This is a genomic window from Streptococcus infantis (assembly GCF_047460685.1).
Lineage (GTDB): Bacteria > Bacillota > Bacilli > Lactobacillales > Streptococcaceae > Streptococcus > Streptococcus infantis_AD.
Genome location: NZ_JASHFS010000016.1, coordinates 43,435 through 62,185 on the forward strand (window position 1 = coordinate 43,435; position 18,751 = coordinate 62,185).

Here is an 18,751-nt window from a genome sequence, read left to right on the forward strand (position 1 = left end):
ACCTGTTTTGGATTCTATTGATGAATTGAAATTAATAAGTACTTCATCATCTATTTTAAATGATGAGGATGTTAGAGCTTTTGATTGTGGATATCAAGAATTGAATGATGTTTTTTTGGATATTTACAACAAATACGATGAAGAATCAGGCCATGTGTTAGCTATTGTAAATCAAAATTTTGAATTACTAGGTTTTATTTCTTGTAGACTAGTATCATTTTCTTTCATCGCTCAGGGTAAAGAGATGGGAATTAGTATAGACTATCTTGGTGTTCACAAGGATTGCCAGAAAAGAGGGATTGGTTCGCTTTTGGTGACCTTTGCACTTCGATTATCTTTAACTATTGACTGTTGGTTACCAATAAAAGGGGTAAGAGTTCATGCTTTAGAGGATGCTGTAGAATTCTATGAAAAACTGGGTTTCATTGATCCTAGAGAGATGGCGATTTATAATGGAAAACCAGTTACTATGTATTTTAGTATTGAAAAACTAAGAAATGGTGAAATTATGCCTCTTACACAGTTATTTGAGACATCGTTAGGAAATGACTTTTAATTGTATATAAACAAAGTAGAATTCACTTATTTCATTTTATACTAAATGTACTATGAAATAAGTGAATTTTTTATGGATAAAGAAGAAATTTTCTGTAATTTTTAGATAATAATTTGAAAAAATGTGATGATTATTTTCCTTTTAGAGCAGTACACAACTAATAGTAATTGACTCTAAAACAACAAAGAAAGGTACCCTACTATGAAAGGTATTATTCTCGCGGGTGGTTCGGGGACACGTTTATATCCGTTGACTCGAGCTGCATCAAAACAACTGATGCCGGTTTATGATAAACCGATGATTTACTACCCACTTTCAACATTGATGTTGGCTGGGATTAGGGATATTTTGATTATCTCAACTCCTCAAGATTTGCCTCGTTTCAAAGAACTTTTGCAAGATGGCTCTGAGTTCGGGATTAAACTTTCTTATGCAGAGCAACCGAGTCCAGATGGTTTGGCACAAGCCTTTATCATTGGGGAAGAGTTTATTGGCGATGATAGTGTTGCTCTGATCTTAGGTGACAATATCTATCATGGTCCTGGCCTTTCGAAGATGCTACAAAAGGCAGCTAGTAAGGAGTCAGGAGCAACTGTGTTTGGCTATCATGTGAAGGATCCAGAACGCTTTGGCGTTGTTGAGTTTGACAAGGATATGAACGCTATTTCTATCGAAGAAAAGCCAGAGCATCCTCGTTCCAATTATGCAGTTACAGGTCTCTATTTCTACGATAATGATGTGGTAGAAATTGCCAAAAATATAAAACCAAGCCCGCGTGGTGAATTGGAAATTACAGATGTCAACAAGGCTTACCTAGATCGTGGAGATTTATCGGTTGAGGTTATGGGACGTGGCTTTGCTTGGTTGGATACTGGCACTCATGAAAGTTTGCTAGAGGCGTCACAGTACATCGAGACAGTTCAACGAATGCAAAATGTTCAGGTGGCGAACTTGGAAGAAATTGCTTACCGTATGGGCTATATCAGTCGCGAAGATGTATTGGCCTTAGCCCAACCACTTAAGAAAAATGAATACGGGCAGTATCTGCTCCGTTTGATTGGAGAAGCATAGATGGCAGATAATTTTTTCGGTAAGACGCTTGCGGCACACAAGGTTGAAGCTATTCCAGGTATGCTGGAGTTTGATATCCCCGTTCATGGAGACAATCGTGGCTGGTTTAAAGAAAATTTCCAAAAGGAAAAAATGCTTCCACTTGGATTTCCAGAATCTTTCTTTGCAGAAGGGAAATTGCAAAACAATGTATCCTTCTCACGCAAAAATGTTCTCCGTGGCCTACATGCAGAGCCTTGGGATAAGTACATCTCTGTAGCAGATGGTGGGAAAGTTCTGGGCTCTTGGGTTGATTTACGTGAGGGCGAAACCTTCGGAAATACCTACCAGACAGTAATTGATGCGAGCAAGGGAATCTTTGTTCCTCGGGGTGTGGCCAATGGTTTTCAAGTCCTATCAGATACAGTTTCTTATAGTTATCTGGTCAATGATTATTGGGCTCTCGAACTCAAACCTAAGTATGCCTTTGTAAACTACGCTGATCCAAGCCTTGGTATTGAATGGGAAAATCTTGCAGAAGCAGAGGTTTCAGAAGCAGATAAAAATCATCCACTACTTAAGGATGTAAAACCTTTGAAAAAAGAAGATTTGTAAAAGGAAAGAATATGACTGAATACAAAAAAATTATCGTGACAGGTGGAGCTGGCTTTATCGGATCCAACTTTGTCCACTATGTTTACAAGAATTTTCCAGATGTTCACGTGACAGTCCTAGACAAGTTGACTTATGCTGGGAACCGCGCTAATATTGAGGAAATTTTAGGTGATCGTGTTGAGTTAGTTGTTGGTGACATTGCTGATGCAGAGTTGGTAGACAAGTTGGCAGCTCAAGCAGATGCTATTGTTCACTATGCCGCTGAGAGTCACAATGATAATTCACTCAATGATCCATCACCATTTATCCATACCAACTTCATCGGAACCTATACTCTTTTGGAAGCAGCTCGTAAATATAATATTCGTTTCCACCATGTGTCTACAGATGAAGTTTATGGAGACCTTCCTCTACGTGAGGATTTGCCAGGTCATGGTGAAGGTCCAGGTGAGAAATTTACCGCTGATACCAAATACAATCCAAGCTCTCCTTACTCATCAACTAAGGCAGCTTCAGACTTGATTGTCAAAGCCTGGGTACGATCATTTGGAGTCAAGGCAACGATTTCTAACTGTTCAAATAACTACGGTCCTTATCAACATATTGAAAAATTTATCCCACGTCAGATTACCAACATTCTAAGTGGAATTAAACCAAAATTGTACGGTGAAGGTAAGAACGTTCGTGACTGGATTCATACCAATGACCACTCTTCAGGAGTTTGGACAATCTTGACAAAAGGGCAAATCGGTGAAACCTACTTGATTGGTGCTGATGGCGAGAAGAACAACAAGGAAGTTTTGGAACTTATCCTTAAGGAAATGGGACAACCTGCCGATGCCTATGATCATGTGACTGACCGTGCAGGACATGACCTTCGTTATGCAATTGACGCAAGCAAGCTCCGTGATGAGTTGGGCTGGAAACCAGAATTCACCAACTTCGAACAAGGTCTCAAAGAAACCATTCAATGGTACAAAGATAACCAAGAGTGGTGGCAGGGAGAAAAAGAAGCTGTTGAAGCCAATTATGCTAAGACTCAGGAGATTATTACATTATAAAAAGCAGGAAATAACTGCTTTTTATTGCTATATTGGAAAGGGTTACATATTAGAAAGGGCTATAGATGATTTTAATTACAGGAGCAAAAGGCCAATTAGGAACTGAACTTCGTTATTTATTGGATGAACGTAATGAAGAATATGTGGCAGTAGATGTGGCTGAGATGGACATTACCAATGCAGAAATGGTTGAGAAGGTTTTTGAAGAGGTGAAACCAACTTTAGTCTACCACTGTGCAGCCTACACCGCTGTTGATGCAGCAGAGGATGAAGGGAAAGAATTGGATTTTGCCATCAATGTGACGGGGACAGAAAATGTCGCAAAAGCATCTGAAAAGCATGGTGCGACTTTAGTTTATATTTCTACTGACTATGTCTTTGACGGTAAGAAACCAGTTGGACAAGAGTGGGAAGTTGATGACCGACCAGATCCACAGACAGAATATGGTCGTACTAAGCGTATGGGAGAAGAATTAGTTGAGAAGCATGTATCTAATTTCTATATTATCCGTACTGCCTGGGTATTTGGAAATTATGGCAAAAACTTCGTTTTTACCATGCAAAATCTTGCGAAAAATCATAAGACTTTAACAGTTGTAAATGATCAGCACGGTCGTCCGACTTGGACTCGTACCTTGGCTGAATTCATGACCTACCTAGCTGAAAACCGTAAGGAATTTGGTTATTATCATTTGTCAAATGATGCTACAGAAGACACAACTTGGTATGATTTTGCAGTTGAAATTTTGAAAGATACAGATGTGGAAATCAAGCCAGTAGATTCCAGTCAATTTCCAGCAAAAGCTAAACGTCCGCTAAACTCAACGATGAGCCTGACTAAAGCTAAAGCTACTGGATTTGTCATTCCAACTTGGCAAGATGCCTTGAAAGAATTTTACAAACAAGAAGTGAGATAAGTAGTAGAATGATTTTCTAGTCTAATAAAAGAGGCAGATAAACTCCAAAGGAGCATAAGATGTACGATTATCTTGTTGTCGGTGCTGGTCTCTTTGGTGCAGTCTTTGCCCATGAAGCAGCCTTAAAAGGCAAAAAGTAAAAGTCATTGAAAAAGGAATCACATCGCGGGTAATATCTATACCCGTGAAGAGGAAGGTATTCAAGTTCATCAGTATGGAGGGAAGAATAGTATGATAAAATATTTTTTAAAAGCATTAGAATTTAATATGATTAAGAAGAAAAGATTAGATTTAAAAAATTCTGACTTCACGGTAATAAGCTCTAACTGTCTTGGAGGTGTAATAAGTCATAAATTAGGGCTTAAATTTATGTCTCCAACAGTGAACTTGTTTATCGAACCCAGCTCATTTGTTAAGTTTTGTAAGAATTTGACTTACTATTTTGAGCAACCACTAGCGGAAAAAGAATGGTCAGGTGATTATCCTATCGCTTTATGTAATGATATAGAGATACATGGTTTACATTATAAAAATTTTTCAGAATTAAAAGATAAATGGAATGAAAGAAAGAGAAGAGTAAATTTGGACAATTTATTTATTTTCATGATAGAGCGGGATGGATGTACATATGAAGATATATTGGAATTTGATAAATTATCCTATAAAAATAAAGTTGTGTTCGTAAGTAAGGAGATGCCAGAAATAAAGTCTGCCATACATATTCCAAAAGCTAATGAAATAATTAATGGTAAAATACAAGTGAAAAGTCTACTAGGATATAGAAATATACTGGTAGGAAAAAGAGATATTGATCTTTTTGATTATATTAAATTTTTTAATGAAGGAATAATACAATTAAATAGAAAATAGGGATATTTTTGAAATAAAATATGAAATTTTGATTAATAAAACTCTAAGCAGGCAGATCCTGCTAACTCATGACAAAATAAGATGAAATCCGTCATTGCTTGCACCCATAAGATTCTTAGAATCATTTACAAACTGCTCTCCATCAAGCAGACTTATCAAACAGAAAAGGCGCTAGGACTGAGGAAACAGTTCTAACACCCAAAATAAAAAAATTCAATTCAATTATAGTATAGAACAAGAAGTGATTTTTTGCGCTTTTTTACTGTTTTTTTCAAATAAAAGGCGGAGGAGGTAAAAACTCAATTTGAAGATAAAATTGAGTAAATCTTTCCGTTATAAAACGCATAGTATCAAGTTTTTTGAACATCTGATATTATGCGTTTTCTTGTTTTAAGGGGGCGTTTGCCCAGCCGTTTTCTTTTTATTTATCTACCGATGAAATCGTCGGATAATTATAAAAATTCAAGAAAAAGCTTGCGTAAATGTTAGAAAATTCGAGCACGAATGTATTTTTTGTGTTATAATATTCTGTGAGTAGTTATGCCTTGGTGTAGCTATTAAAAATAGAAGTGTGAAACTGGTAAGATAGAGAGGACGCAGTGTAATGACTAGGAATGGTTTTTTTACAGGCTTAGATATCGGAACTAGCTCTATTAAAGTGTTGGTTGCAGAGCTTGTAAATGGTGAAGTAAATGTAATTGGCGTAAGTAATGCCAAAAGTAAAGGTGTCAAAGATGGGATTATCGTTGACATCGAAGCAGCAGCGACTGCTATTAAGTCTGCAATTTCTCAAGCAGAAGAAAAAGCAGGAATTTCAATCAAGTCTGTAAACGTTGGTTTGCCAGCTAATTTGCTACAAGTTGAGCCAACTCAAGGTATGATTCCGGTGACATCAGATACAAGAGAAATTACAGATCAAGATGTTGAAAATGTAGTTAAATCAGCTTTGACTAAAAGTATGACTCCAGACCGTGAAGTTATCACCTTTATTCCAGAGGAATTTGTCGTAGATGGATTCCAAGGAATTCGTGATCCTCGCGGGATGATGGGTGTGCGTTTGGAAATGCGCGGTCTCTTGTACACTGGCCCACGTACGATTCTCCATAATCTTCGTAAAACTGTAGAGCGTGTAGGCATTCAAGTTGATAACGTGATTATTTCACCTCTTGCAATGGTTCACTCTGTCTTGAATGAAGGTGAACGTGAGTTTGGTGCGACTGTTATCGACATGGGTGGTGGCCAAACGACGGTTGCCACTATTCGCAACCAAGAACTTCAATATACAAATGTCAACCAAGAGGGTGGCGATTATGTCACAAAAGACATTTCAAAAGTTCTCAAGACTTCTAAGAAAATTGCAGAAGGTCTAAAATTGAACTATGGTGAAGCTTATCCACCACTAGCTAGCAAGGAAACTTTCCAAGTTGAAGTGATCGGTGAAGTTGAACCAGTTGAAGTGACTGAAGAATACTTGGCTGAGATTATTTCGGCAAGACTTAAGCACATTTTTGAGCAAATTAAGCAAGATTTGGAAAGACGTCACCTATTAGACTTGCCAGGAGGTATTGCTTTGATTGGTGGGAATGCCCTCCTTCCAGGTGTCGTTGAATTGGCCCAAGAAGTATTTGGAGTCCGTGTTAAGTTATTCGTACCAAATCAAGTTGGGATTCGCAATCCTGCTTTTGCCCATGTCATTAGCTTGTCAGAATTCGCTGGAAGCCTTACTGAAGTGAATGTTCTAGCTCAGCGAGCAATTCGAGGGGAACATACTTTAAGCCACCAGCCACTTGACTTTAGAAGTTCAGCTCAACCTGTTTCACCTGTTTCTCCACGACCAGTATTTAATACAGTGACAACACCTGAGCCTGAAACAAACCAATCTGTTGAACCAGTAGCTCCTCTTCAATCAGAAGAAAAGAGCAAAGGTAAATTAACAGATCGTTTCCGTAGCTTGATTGGAAGCATGTTTGACGAATAAAATAGAGGAATATAAATATGACATTTTCATTTGATACAGCAGCAGCACAAGGTGCAGTAATTAAAGTAATCGGTGTCGGCGGTGGTGGTGGGAATGCCATCAACCGTATGGTTGACGAAGGCGTTTCTGGCGTTGAATTTATCGCAGCCAACACAGATGTACAAGCTTTGAGCAGTACAAAAGCTGAGACAGTTATCCAGCTCGGCCCTAAATTGACTCGCGGACTTGGTGCAGGAGGTCAACCTGAAGTTGGTCGTAAAGCTGCAGAAGAAAGCGAAGAAGTATTGACAGAAGCGATCAGTGGTGCTGACATGGTCTTCATCACTGCTGGTATGGGTGGTGGTTCTGGTACAGGTGCTGCACCAGTTATCGCTCGTATTGCAAAGAGTCTTGGTGCTTTGACAGTCGGTGTTGTCACTCGTCCATTTGGTTTTGAAGGAAGCAAACGTGGACAATTTGCCATCGAAGGGATTAACGAACTTCGTGAGCATGTTGATACACTCTTGATTATCTCAAACAACAACTTGCTAGAAATCGTTGACAAGAAGACTCCACTTCTTGAAGCATTGAGTGAAGCAGATAACGTTCTTCGTCAAGGTGTGCAAGGGATTACAGATTTGATTACAAATCCTGGTTTGATCAACTTGGACTTTGCAGACGTTAAGACTGTTATGGCCAATAAAGGTAACGCCCTTATGGGAATTGGTATCGGTAGCGGTGAAGAACGTGTTGTAGAAGCTGCTCGCAAAGCAATCTACTCACCACTTCTTGAAACAACTATCGATGGTGCTGAGGATGTTATCGTTAACGTAACTGGTGGTTTGGACTTAACTTTGATTGAAGCTGAAGAAGCATCAGAGATTGTTAACCAAGCAGCTGGGCATGGCGTTAACATCTGGCTTGGAACATCTATTGATGAGACAATGAAAGACGAAATCCGTGTGACGGTTGTTGCGACAGGAGTACGTCAGGATAAAGTTGAGAAAGTTGTAACTCCTCAACCGCGCCAAGCAACACACCGCGAACCTGCTCGAACTAGTCATGCGCAGACTTTTGATCGTAATTTTGATATGGCTGATACAGCAGAAATTCCAACTCCAAGTTATCGCCGTCCAGAAGCTCCAAAGACATCAGCTTTTGGTGACTGGGACTTGAGACGCGATGCCATCGTTCGTCAAGGAGAGCCGGTTGTTTCTCCAGTGGAACGTTTTGAAGTTCCAGCAGCTACGGATGAAGATGAGTTGGAAACACCACCATTCTTTAAAAATCGTTAATGAAGATGAATTTAAAAGAAAATACGAACCTTGTTTTTCAACAGATATCGAATGCAGTTCAGGAAGTTGGTCGTGAAAACGACTCGGTTTCTGTGATTGCGGTGACCAAATATGTAGATGTTGAAACAGCCTCAGCTTTGGTTTCGCAAGGAGTGCAACACATTGGTGAGAACCGTGTTGATAAATTTCTTGACAAGTATCATGCTCTAAGTGATAAGAATCTTACCTGGCATTTGATTGGAACCTTACAGAGACGTAAAGTCAAGGAAGTGATTTCTTATGTGGATTATTTTCATGCTTTAGATTCCTTAAAGCTAGCTCAGGAAATTCAAAAACGAGCAGACCACAAGATTAAGTGCTTTTTGCAAGTAAATATTTCTAAGGAAGAGAGCAAGCACGGTTTTTCGAAAGAAGAATTGTTAGCCCTCTTACCAGAACTTTCAGAATTAGACCAGATTGAGTATGTGGGACTGATGACCATGGCTCCATTTGAAGCAACTAGTCAAGAGTTACTAGAGATATTTAAAGAAACGCAAGAATTGCAAAAAAACATTCAAGAAAAACATCTCCCCAATATGCCGATGACAGAACTAAGTATGGGTATGAGTCGAGACTTCAAAGAAGCGATTCAATGTGGTTCAACTTTCGTTCGAATCGGCACAGCATTTTTTAAGTAGGAAATAACCATGTCACTAAAAAATAAATTTGAAAAGTTTATAGATTATTTCACTGAAGATGGAGAAGAAGTGGCACCAAACGTTGCTGAATTAAAGCCTGAAAAAACGCTAACATCAGTTTCTGCCCCCATGGAAGAACTTCCACAAGCTCAACAACTTCCTCAGCCTTCACAAGTGAATTCAAAGGAAAAAAATATTACGCGCCTTCATGCTCGTCAGCAAGAATTAGCGATGAAGAGTCATCGTAGTACAGAAAAGGTAACCATTGATGTTCGTTATCCTCGTCGCTACGAAGATGCAACGGATATCGTTGATTTACTAGCAGGCAATGAAAGTATTTTAATCGATTTCCAATACATGACTGAAGTACAAGCGCGTCGTTGTCTAGACTATTTAGATGGAGCTCGTCATGTACTTGCTGGTGAATTAAGAAAGGTTGCAAATACCATGTACCTTTTGACACCAGTAGGAGTTGTGGTTAACATCGAAGATATTCGCTTGCCAGAGGGAACTCATGGTGAAGAGTTTGATTTCGATATGAAGAGAAAACGAGTGAGATAATGATATTTCTAGTTCGCTTTATTCAAAACGCTACAGATATCTATTCTATGATACTTGTAGCGTTTGCTCTCTTATCCTGGTTTCCAACTGCCTATGAGACTAGAGCAGGTCGTTTGTTGACTAATTTAGTCAAACCGATTCTTCAACCCCTGAGACGTTTGCCACTAAGTATTGGTGGTTTAGATTTTTCAGTCTGGGTAGCTGTCATCTTGGTTCATCTTGTTGGAAACTATCTCATTCGTTTTCTTTATATACTAGCATGAGAAAAGATATCTATCAGCATTTTTCAGTCGAGGATATACCTTTTATTGATAAAGGTTTGGAGTGGCTCAGGCAGGTTGAGGAGCACTACGCTCCCATCTTAACTCCCTTTATCAACCCTCATCAGGTCTTTATTTTAAAGACATTGGGCAATCATCAAGGAATTAAAGTTTTTTCTAGCAATGATTTTATAGCTAGCGAGTATAGTCGTGTACTACTTGCACCAGATTATTTCATACCGACTTTGACGGATTTTGAAATGGACTTGCTTGAGATTGTTTATTCTAGCAAGTTTGACCAATTGACTCATTCCAAGATTTTAGGAACTGTTCTGAATCGTCTGGGAATCGATCGCAAGTTATTTGGTGATATATTGGTAACAGAAAATAGAGCTCAAATCATTGTGGACCAAAAATTCACTTCTCTCTTTCAAGATGGGATTCAAAAGATTGCTCGATTGCCTGTCAAACTTGAAGTCAAATCCTTTGAAGAATTGGTAGAAGCCGAGAGTGATTATCAGGAAAAGGAAGTTTTAGTTCCGAGTATGCGCTTGGATGCTTTCTTGTCAAATGTTCTGAAATTGTCTCGCTCTCAGACAGCTGAGTTATTAGAAAGAAAATATGTTCAGGTAAATTACCATCTGGTTGAAAAATCTGATTATCAAGTTAAGATTGGTGATTTAGTAAGTGTCAGACGTTTTGGAAGGATTAGTGTTCTGAGAGAAAATGGTCAGACAAAAAGGGATAAGAAGAAATTGACAATACAATTATTATTAAGTAAGTGAGGGGAAAATATGCCAATTACATCGTTAGAGATTAAGGATAAAAGCTTTAGTACTAAGTTTAGAGGTTTTGATCCTGAAGAAGTTGATGAATTTCTCGATATTGTAGTTCGAGACTATGAAACATTGGTTCGAAGTAACCATGATAAAGAGCAACAAATTAGAAATTTAGAAGAGCGTTTGTCTTATTTTGATGAGATGAAAGATTCATTGAGTCAGTCTGTGTTAATTGCTCAAGATACTGCTGAGCGAGTTAAACAAGCAGCTACTGAACGCTCTCATAATATCATTCATCATGCTGAACAGGAATCACAACGTTTGCTTGATGAAGCTAAGTACAAGGCAAATGAAATTTTACGTCAAGCAACTGATAATGCTAAGAAGGTTGCGATTGAGACAGAAGAACTGAAGAATAAGAGTCGCGTCTTCCATCAACGCTTGAAATCTACAATTGAAAGTCAATTGGCAATCGTTGATTCATCTGATTGGGAAGAAATTTTACGTCCAACAGCAACTTATTTACAAACTAGTGATGAAGTCTTTAAAGAGGTGGTTAGAGAGGCTTTGGGGGAAAATATTTCAGCATTTCATGAGGAGGAAGCCAATGATTTGACTCGTCAATTTTCACCTGAAGAGGTTGCTGAGCTCCAAGCACGTATAGAAGCAACTAATCGTGAATTGATGGAAGCACAGGATGAATCAACTTTATCTGACTTATCTTCGTTAGTAAATAATGAAATGAGTTCTGAGTCTAAAGAGGATTCAGAATAACAATTTCTCAATATTTATAATTGTAAAATCTGAGAACAAGATCTAATCAAACATATTTCCAGCGAGTAGGAGATGGTGGAAGTCCTACAATCCCTGTTGATGAGATTATCCTCTCAAGTTATCAAGTCTGAAGTTAGTAGGATTTGACGTTGCCCACGTTACGGGAAAAGAGGGAGAAAGACTAGTTCTTTTTCCGAACAAAGGTGGTACCACGATTTTCGTCCTTTTTAGCGAGTCGTGGTTTTTATTTTGTCTATATAAAAAAGGAGATATCATGAAACTCAAAGAAACTTTAAATCTTGGGAAAACTGACTTCCCAATGCGTGCAGGCCTTCCTACAAAAGAGCCAGTCTGGCAAAAAGAGTGGGAAGAAGCAAAACTCTACCAACGTCGTCAAGAGTTGAATGAAGGGAAACCTCACTTCACTCTTCATGATGGACCTCCGTACGCTAACGGAAATATCCACGTTGGTCATGCTATGAACAAGATTTCAAAAGATATCATTGTTCGTTCTAAGTCTATGTCAGGATTCTACGCGCCATACATCCCAGGTTGGGATACACATGGTCTGCCAATCGAGCAAGTCTTGGCAAAACAAGGTGTCAAACGCAAAGAAATGGACTTGGTTGAATACTTGAAACTTTGCCGTGAATACGCTCTTTCTCAAGTAGATAAACAACGCGAAGACTTCAAACGTTTAGGTGTGTCTGGTGACTGGGAAAATCCATATGTAACTTTGACCCCTGACTATGAAGCAGCGCAAATCCGTGTTTTCGGTGAGATGGCTAACAAGGGCTACATCTACCGTGGTGCCAAGCCAGTTTACTGGTCTTGGTCATCTGAGTCAGCTCTTGCTGAAGCGGAAATTGAATACCATGATTTGCTTTCAACTTCCCTTTACTATGCCAACAAAGTCAAAGATGGCAAAGGTGTCCTAGACACTGATACTTATATCGTTGTTTGGACAACAACTCCATTTACTATCACTGCTTCTCGTGGTTTGACTGTTGGTGCGGATATTGATTACGTTTTGGTTCAACCTACTGGTGAAGCTCGTAAGTTTGTGGTCGCTGCAGAATTATTGACTAGCTTGTCTGAGAAATTTGGCTGGACTGATGTTCAAGTTTTGGCGACTTATCGTGGTCAAGAATTGAACCATATCGTGACAGAACACCCATGGGATACTGCAGTAGATGAACTCGTTATCCTTGGTGACCACGTTACAACTGACTCTGGTACAGGTATCGTCCATACAGCTCCTGGTTTTGGTGAGGACGACTACAATGTTGGTGTGGCTAATGGTCTTGAAGTTGCTGTGACAGTTAACGAACGTGGTATCATGATGGCTAATGCTGGCGCTGAGTTTGAAGGTCAATTCTACGACAAGGTAGTGCCAACTGTCATTGAAAAACTAGGCAACCTCCTTCTTGCTCAAGAAGAAATCTCTCACTCCTACCCATTTGACTGGCGTACGAAAAAACCAATCATCTGGCGTGCAGTTCCACAATGGTTTGCTTCAGTATCAAAATTCCGTCAAGATATTTTAGATGAAATCGAAAAAGTGAAATTCCATTCAGAATGGGGTAAAGTCCGTCTTTACAACATGATCCGTGACCGTGGTGACTGGGTCATCTCTCGTCAACGTGCTTGGGGAGTTCCTCTTCCAATCTTCTACGCAGAAGACGGCACACCAATCATGACAGCTGAAACGATTGAACATGTAGCTCAACTCTTTGAGGAACATGGTTCAATTATCTGGTGGGAACGTGATGCTAAAGCCCTCTTGCCAGAAGGATTTACACATCCAGGTTCACCAAATGGTGAGTTCAAGAAAGAAACAGACATCATGGACGTTTGGTTCGACTCAGGTTCATCATGGAATGGTGTCGTGGTTAACCGTCCAGAACTCAAATACCCAGCCGACCTCTACCTTGAAGGTTCTGACCAATACCGTGGTTGGTTCAACTCTTCTCTTATCACATCTGTGGCTAACCATGGTGTGGCACCATACAAACAAATCTTGTCACAAGGTTTTGCCCTTGATGGTAAAGGTGAGAAGATGTCTAAATCTCTTGGAAATACCATTGCTCCAAGCGATGTTGAGAAACAATTTGGTGCTGAAATCTTGCGTCTCTGGGTAACAAGTGTTGACTCAAGCAACGATGTACGTATCTCTATGGATATCTTGAGCCAAGTTTCTGAAACTTACCGTAAGATCCGTAACACGCTTCGTTTCTTGATTGCCAATACATCTGACTTTAACCCAGCTGAGGATGCAGTAGCTTACGAAGAACTTCGTTCAGTTGATAAGTACATGACCATCCGCTTTAACCAACTTGTTAAGACCATTCGTGACGCTTATGCAAACTTTGAATTCTTGACAATCTATAAAGCCCTAGTGAACTTTATCAACGTTGATTTGTCTGCCTTCTACCTTGATTTTGCCAAAGATGTTGTTTACATCGAAGGTGCCAAATCATTGGAACGCCGTCAAATGCAGACTGTCTTCTATGACATCCTGGTGAAAATCACTAAACTCTTGACACCAATCCTTCCTCACACTGCGGAAGAAATCTGGTCATATCTTGAGTTTGAAGCAGAAGACTTTGTTCAATTGTCAGAATTGCCAGAAGCTCAAACATTTGCTAATCAAGAGGAAATCTTGGACACATGGGCAGCCTTTATGGACTTCCGTGGTCAAGCTCAAAAAGCCTTGGAAGAAGCTCGTAATGCCAAAGTCATCGGTAAATCCCTTGAAGCTCACTTGACTGTTTATCCAAACGAAGTCGTGAAAACTCTTCTTGGAGCTGTTGATAGCAATGTAGCTCAACTTTTGATTGTGTCTGAGTTGACCATCGCAGAAGGTGCAGCTCCAGAAGGTGCAGTAGCCTTTGAAGATGTAGCTTTCACTGTAGAACGTGCAGCTGGTGAAGTGTGTGACCGTTGCCGTCGTATCGACCCGACAACAGCAGAACGTCATTACCACGCAATCATCTGTGACCACTGCGCAATCATCGTAGAAGAAAACTTTGCGGAAGCAGTCGCAGAAGGATTTGAAGTAAAATAAAAGTAAAAAATGGCGAGGGTAGTCCAAAGGGTAATTTGAAAAGAAAGGCCAATAGCACTCTCCAACATTAAACGCATAATATCAAGACTTTTGCAAGTCTGGTATTATGCGTTTTTTTATTGTAATGCCCTTTTTACCAAGTATCTTTTTTGTATAGTGGATTGAATCCATAATATAGTAGATTGAATCTAAAATCATACATTATGACTGCTAAAAATATTTCTAGAAATTAGTTTGACTTTCCTAATCGAATTGTTCATACCTTATTTCAATCAAATATAGTATAGCACACTGTTGCTTCTAAAATATGGATAGAAATTGATTTGATTTCCCTAGTCAATTTGTTCAGATTTTATTTCATTTCACTATAAAATAAAATTGCCCTTTTTGTTAGCAGGCTGCTTAAGAAATATCTAAGTCCGTGTATAAATTTGGAATTCTAGCAGCTAATCAATGTATTCTAGGAAGCTAAGGAAAGAGTTTCTAATAAAACATACAATATATATGGTTGTGTGGTGAAAATTTCTGCTCTTTTTGATTTTAAAAGAACATCAAGTTTTTAAGAAAAAAACTAACAAAATAGAGAAAAACTATATTTAGATATTATAAAAACTTATATGTATATATTTGGAATGTAATAAACTGAAAGAATAAATTTGATTTATCTGAGTAAAAAGATTATAATAAAGCTGTATATATAATACTACATAAACATAAAAGGAGAACATTTGATGTATTTTAATCGTAAAAATGCGGAACAAAAGAACTGGCGGATGATCAAAAAAGGAAAACATTTCTTGTTTGGTTGCTCTCTAGTCTTTGCGATTGGAGCTGCCCTAGCTACTCCAACAGTTCAAGCTGACACTGCAGAAGCTAAAGTGGATGCTACAGTAGGAACAGCTCAAGCAGAACCTAATGCTGAAGGACCTACCTATGCTGCACCAGCTGCAACTAGCCCAGTTGCGACTGAAGCAGTAGAAGCAAATTCAGCAACAACTGTCGTTTCAGCTGACAAATCTCAACTAGAAGCTGTTTTGACACAAGCTAAAGCTAAAAACTTGGATGGTCAAGAAGCTTCAGTTAAAGCTGAAGTAGCAGCTGCAATTGCAGAAGCAGAAGCATTAGTTGCGAACGGTTCAGCAAGCCAAGATCAAATCAACCAAAGTGTTGAACGTTTGACTCATGCTGTGGCAAGTGTGAAGGAAGTTACTGAAGCAGCTGAGACAACAGTTGAAACAACATCTGAAGCAACTACAGAATCTTCAGCAACTCCTAAAGTCAGAAGCAAACGTGCTGTTGCTGAAGGTACAACACGTTCAATTGATGAAACTAACCTTGCTCGTGCTATCGTAACCAAAGATAACTTTGAAAGTTTCTTCCAAGAAGGTGGAACTGCATCCTATGATAAATCAACAGGTACTATTAAGTTGACAGATGACGTTTCAGGTCAAGTTGGTAGTGCTTACCTACGTTTTAAAATTAACTCTGGACAACCTTTTACCTTCACTGGTAAGGTAGATATTGGTAATAAATACGAAGGCAAAACTGATGCAGATGGCCGACCAGGTGGTGATGGAGTTGGTTTCGTCTTCCATACAGGTAAGGTAAATACTATTGGTCAATCTGGAGCCTCTATTGGTATGGGTACTATCAAAAATGCCTTTGGTTTCAAACTAGACTCATGGCACAACACTTCTAACCCAAATGCCAACCAAAATGCATCAGCCGATCCACAATATGGTGGGAGAGCCTGGAAAACAAATGCCTTCGGTTCATTCTACTCATCAAATAATGCTGGTAGGGTAACGACAAGTAGCTCAGCAGCCAAAGCTCTAAATCCAGCTCCAAGTGGCCAATGGGTAGACTTTAAAATTGAATACGATGAAAATAAAAACTTTACAGTAACTTATGGCTCACAAACTTGGACAACGAACTTAAAAAATGCTAACACTAGCATCATGACAACTGACGCTAAGAATGCCTTGACTAAAAATAATCCACCCTTTGCCCTTTCGTTCTTAGGAAGTACAGGTTCTGGTACTAACTTGCAACGCGTTCAGATTGAAAGATTTGAGTTTACAGCGCCACAAATCGTCCACATGAAATTTGTTGATGCAAAAGGTAATGAAATTGAAGCAAGTAGTGCGATTCCCGGTGATGAAAATGAGGTTATTAACCTTAGCACCCAAGACAGCAAAATTGCAGCAGTCGAAGCTAAAGGTTATAAATTAAAGAGAATCGATGCAAGCAAAGCACCTTCATATAACGAAGGAAACAATACCGTTACCCTAACTCCAGGTGGGCAGTTGTTGACTTATGTATTTGCACCAGCTGGACCTACTGTCACTCCAACATTACAAGTTGGCGGTGTTATGACAGAGCCAGGTATCAAGTCAACAGACAATACCATCTCAGGAATTGGTAAAAAAGGCGCAACAATCAAAATTGCTGTTGCTGGTAAGACAATTGTTGATAATGTGACTGTTGCTGAGGATGGTTCTTGGTCTGCAACTCTTCCAACTGGTGTAAACAGTAATATCACTGAGCAAGATCAGTTGGTTCCAAGAGATACATTGACAGTTACCCAAACGATCAATGGTGAAGAAAGTGCTGAAACAGAGGTTAAAGTTGGACTTGGTGAATCAGTTGTTCAACCGTCTGAAACTTCTTCTGATAAACAAAGTATTGTTGCAGAAACTACTACAGTTACTTTGAAAGTGCCACATGATGCGGGAATTGCTTACTTTGATTATCCTAAAGCTGGTAACGCTAGAAGTGTAGTAGCTATTAAACGCGATTCAATTCCAGGGGCATGGACTTCAAAAGACGAATCAAAAGCAGTTGTTAAGTCATACTCTACTGATGGTTTCTTTGATACTATTGTCCTTGAAATGAAAGAGCAAATCCAACCAGGTAAGGCTAAGGTAGTTTCAAACATTAAAGAAGATAAATACACAAGTCCTGTTGGTTGGAAAGAAATTAATGTAGAAGCAAAACCAGCAGATACAACACCACCAGCAGCACCAAAAGTAAACCCAGTGACAGCAGCCTCTACAGCAGTAACAGGTACAGCTGAGCCAGGCTCAACCGTAGAAGTAACTCTTCAAAATGGACAAAAAGCTTCTGCAAAAGCAGGTGACAATGGTGAGTTTTCAATCACAGTTCCAGCTTTGAGTGCTGATGATCAAATTAGTGTTACAGCAACAGATGCAGCTAAAAACACATCAACTCCAACTAAAGTTACTGTAAAAGAGACAGTTCGTCCGACCTTACACATTCCATATGATGATCCTGCGACACAAGCCATTTATGTTTACTCTGGTGAAGAAAATAATATTGAGCTAAAGGTAACTGATAATTCAGGTAAGATTGTAAAAGCTTATCTGGCTTTACCACAAGATAACCGCAGTGGGCTTGGTGCAGAAGACACTACCTTCTTAAACGGTAGAACTAAAGGTGGTTTGTATCTTAAGACTGAAGGTATTCATGTAGAAACTACTGCTACAGAGTCAACTCCAGCTATCGTTCGCGTAACTGGTGAAGTTCCTAAAAACACTTACACAGAAAGTAGTGGACAAATCACTCGTTACCTCTTTGCTGAAGATGCGGCGGGTAATACAGGTTATGAACATGTTGGTGATGCGACTACACCAGGACAACTTGGGCGTATCCGTTTTATGTGGAAACCACAAACATTCAAGTATACTGCAGTAGCTCCATCAACACCTATTACATCAAACACTGTTCCAGAAGCAAGTGCTATTGAAAAAGCTGTTAAAGATGCCAATCCAACATTCAGTGACAAGATCGGAAGTGTTACTTTAGATGGTACGAATGTTAAGGTTACTTATAAGGATGGAAGTACAGATACTCTAAGTGCAGACTCAGTATTTACAATTAAACCAACTGCACCTACAGTAACACCAGTTAAGAATACGTCAGCCTTAACTACACCAGAAAAACAAGCTGTAGAAGCAGCGGTAAGAACAAAGAACCCAGATGCGACAACAGTAGTAGTTGGAAATGATGGTTCAACAACATTAACTTACTCAAATGGGTCAACAGCTAAATTGACACCAGCACAAACTGTTAAAGCAGCAGATTCTAAGGGCGTTCAAGAACCAGCAGCTAAGACACCAGTTCAAAACACATCAGCCTTAACTCAACCAGAAAAAGATGCCGTTAAGAAAGCAGTAGAAGACGCTAACCCAACAGCAACTAAGGTTGAAGTAGGAAACGATGGATCAGCAACTGTAACGTTCCCAGATGGAACAACAGCAACCCTAACAGGCGATAAGACTGTTAAGGAAGC

General features: G+C 39.3%; 15 protein-coding genes and 1 pseudogene. All 16 read left to right on the plus strand.

Going from position 1 to position 18,751, the window contains the following annotated elements:
• The first annotated feature begins 7 nt into the window (after positions 1-7).
• Complete coding sequence (locus QM917_RS08605) at positions 8-556, plus strand: GNAT family N-acetyltransferase (protein WP_153225228.1); 549 nt, start codon at positions 8-10, stop codon at positions 554-556.
• Between the two features lie 201 nt (positions 557-757).
• A complete protein-coding gene (gene rfbA, locus QM917_RS08610; protein WP_075231290.1) occupies positions 758-1,627 on the plus strand; it encodes a glucose-1-phosphate thymidylyltransferase RfbA in 870 nt (289 codons plus the stop codon).
• The gene (locus QM917_RS08615; RefSeq protein ID WP_075231291.1) at positions 1,628-2,221 is read left to right on the plus strand and encodes a dTDP-4-dehydrorhamnose 3,5-epimerase family protein; all 594 of its coding nucleotides are present in this window, start codon (positions 1,628-1,630) and stop codon (positions 2,219-2,221) included. It begins immediately after the preceding gene.
• Positions 2,222-2,232: 11 nt separating this feature from the next.
• On the plus strand, positions 2,233-3,282 hold the full coding sequence (gene rfbB / locus QM917_RS08620; protein ID WP_414285468.1) for a dTDP-glucose 4,6-dehydratase: 1,050 nt from the start codon (positions 2,233-2,235) through the stop codon (positions 3,280-3,282).
• 65 nt (positions 3,283-3,347) lie between these two features.
• Positions 3,348-4,199 carry a dTDP-4-dehydrorhamnose reductase gene (gene rfbD / locus QM917_RS08625; RefSeq protein WP_125451052.1) on the plus strand — a complete coding sequence of 284 codons (852 nt, stop codon included), beginning with the start codon at positions 3,348-3,350 and terminating at the stop codon, positions 4,197-4,199.
• Positions 4,200-4,258: 59 nt separating this feature from the next.
• Positions 4,259-4,418: pseudogene (locus tag QM917_RS08630) on the plus strand (NAD(P)-binding protein); the annotation flags it as partial.
• 12 nt (positions 4,419-4,430) lie between these two features.
• Entirely contained in the window at positions 4,431-5,069 is a 639-nt protein-coding gene (locus QM917_RS08635) for a DUF1919 domain-containing protein (RefSeq protein WP_414269628.1), read from the plus strand.
• A 604-nt stretch (positions 5,070-5,673) separates the two neighbouring features.
• Positions 5,674-7,047, plus strand: a complete 1,374-nt coding sequence (gene ftsA / locus QM917_RS08640) for a cell division protein FtsA (protein ID WP_281335631.1) — start codon at positions 5,674-5,676, stop codon at positions 7,045-7,047.
• Positions 7,048-7,064: 17 nt separating this feature from the next.
• Positions 7,065-8,321, plus strand: a complete 1,257-nt coding sequence (ftsZ, locus tag QM917_RS08645) for a cell division protein FtsZ (RefSeq protein WP_414285469.1) — start codon at positions 7,065-7,067, stop codon at positions 8,319-8,321.
• Positions 8,322-8,326: 5 nt separating this feature from the next.
• Positions 8,327-8,998: a YggS family pyridoxal phosphate-dependent enzyme gene (locus QM917_RS08650; protein WP_414285470.1), complete on the plus strand. Its 672-nt coding sequence runs from the start codon at positions 8,327-8,329 to the stop codon at positions 8,996-8,998.
• A gap of 9 nt (positions 8,999-9,007) precedes the next feature.
• A complete protein-coding gene (locus QM917_RS08655) occupies positions 9,008-9,559 on the plus strand; it encodes a cell division protein SepF (RefSeq protein WP_075231297.1) in 552 nt (183 codons plus the stop codon).
• Positions 9,559-9,822, plus strand: a complete 264-nt coding sequence (locus QM917_RS08660; protein ID WP_315640763.1) for a YggT family protein — start codon at positions 9,559-9,561, stop codon at positions 9,820-9,822. Before QM917_RS08655 ends, QM917_RS08660 begins: the two co-directional genes overlap by 1 nt.
• Positions 9,819-10,604, plus strand: a complete 786-nt coding sequence (locus tag QM917_RS08665; protein WP_315640765.1) for an RNA-binding protein — start codon at positions 9,819-9,821, stop codon at positions 10,602-10,604. The genes QM917_RS08660 and QM917_RS08665 overlap by 4 nt, the downstream gene beginning before the upstream one ends.
• Positions 10,605-10,613: 9 nt before the next feature.
• Complete coding sequence (locus QM917_RS08670) at positions 10,614-11,372, plus strand: DivIVA domain-containing protein (protein WP_075231300.1); 759 nt, start codon at positions 10,614-10,616, stop codon at positions 11,370-11,372.
• Positions 11,373-11,646: 274 nt separating this feature from the next.
• Positions 11,647-14,439, plus strand: coding sequence for an isoleucine--tRNA ligase (gene ileS / locus QM917_RS08675; protein ID WP_414285471.1), 2,793 nt, complete (start codon positions 11,647-11,649; stop codon positions 14,437-14,439).
• Positions 14,440-15,170: 731 nt separating this feature from the next.
• Positions 15,171-18,751, plus strand: a 3,581-nt coding sequence (locus tag QM917_RS08680; protein WP_414285472.1) for a lectin-like domain-containing protein, incomplete at its 3' end; no start/stop codon positions are given.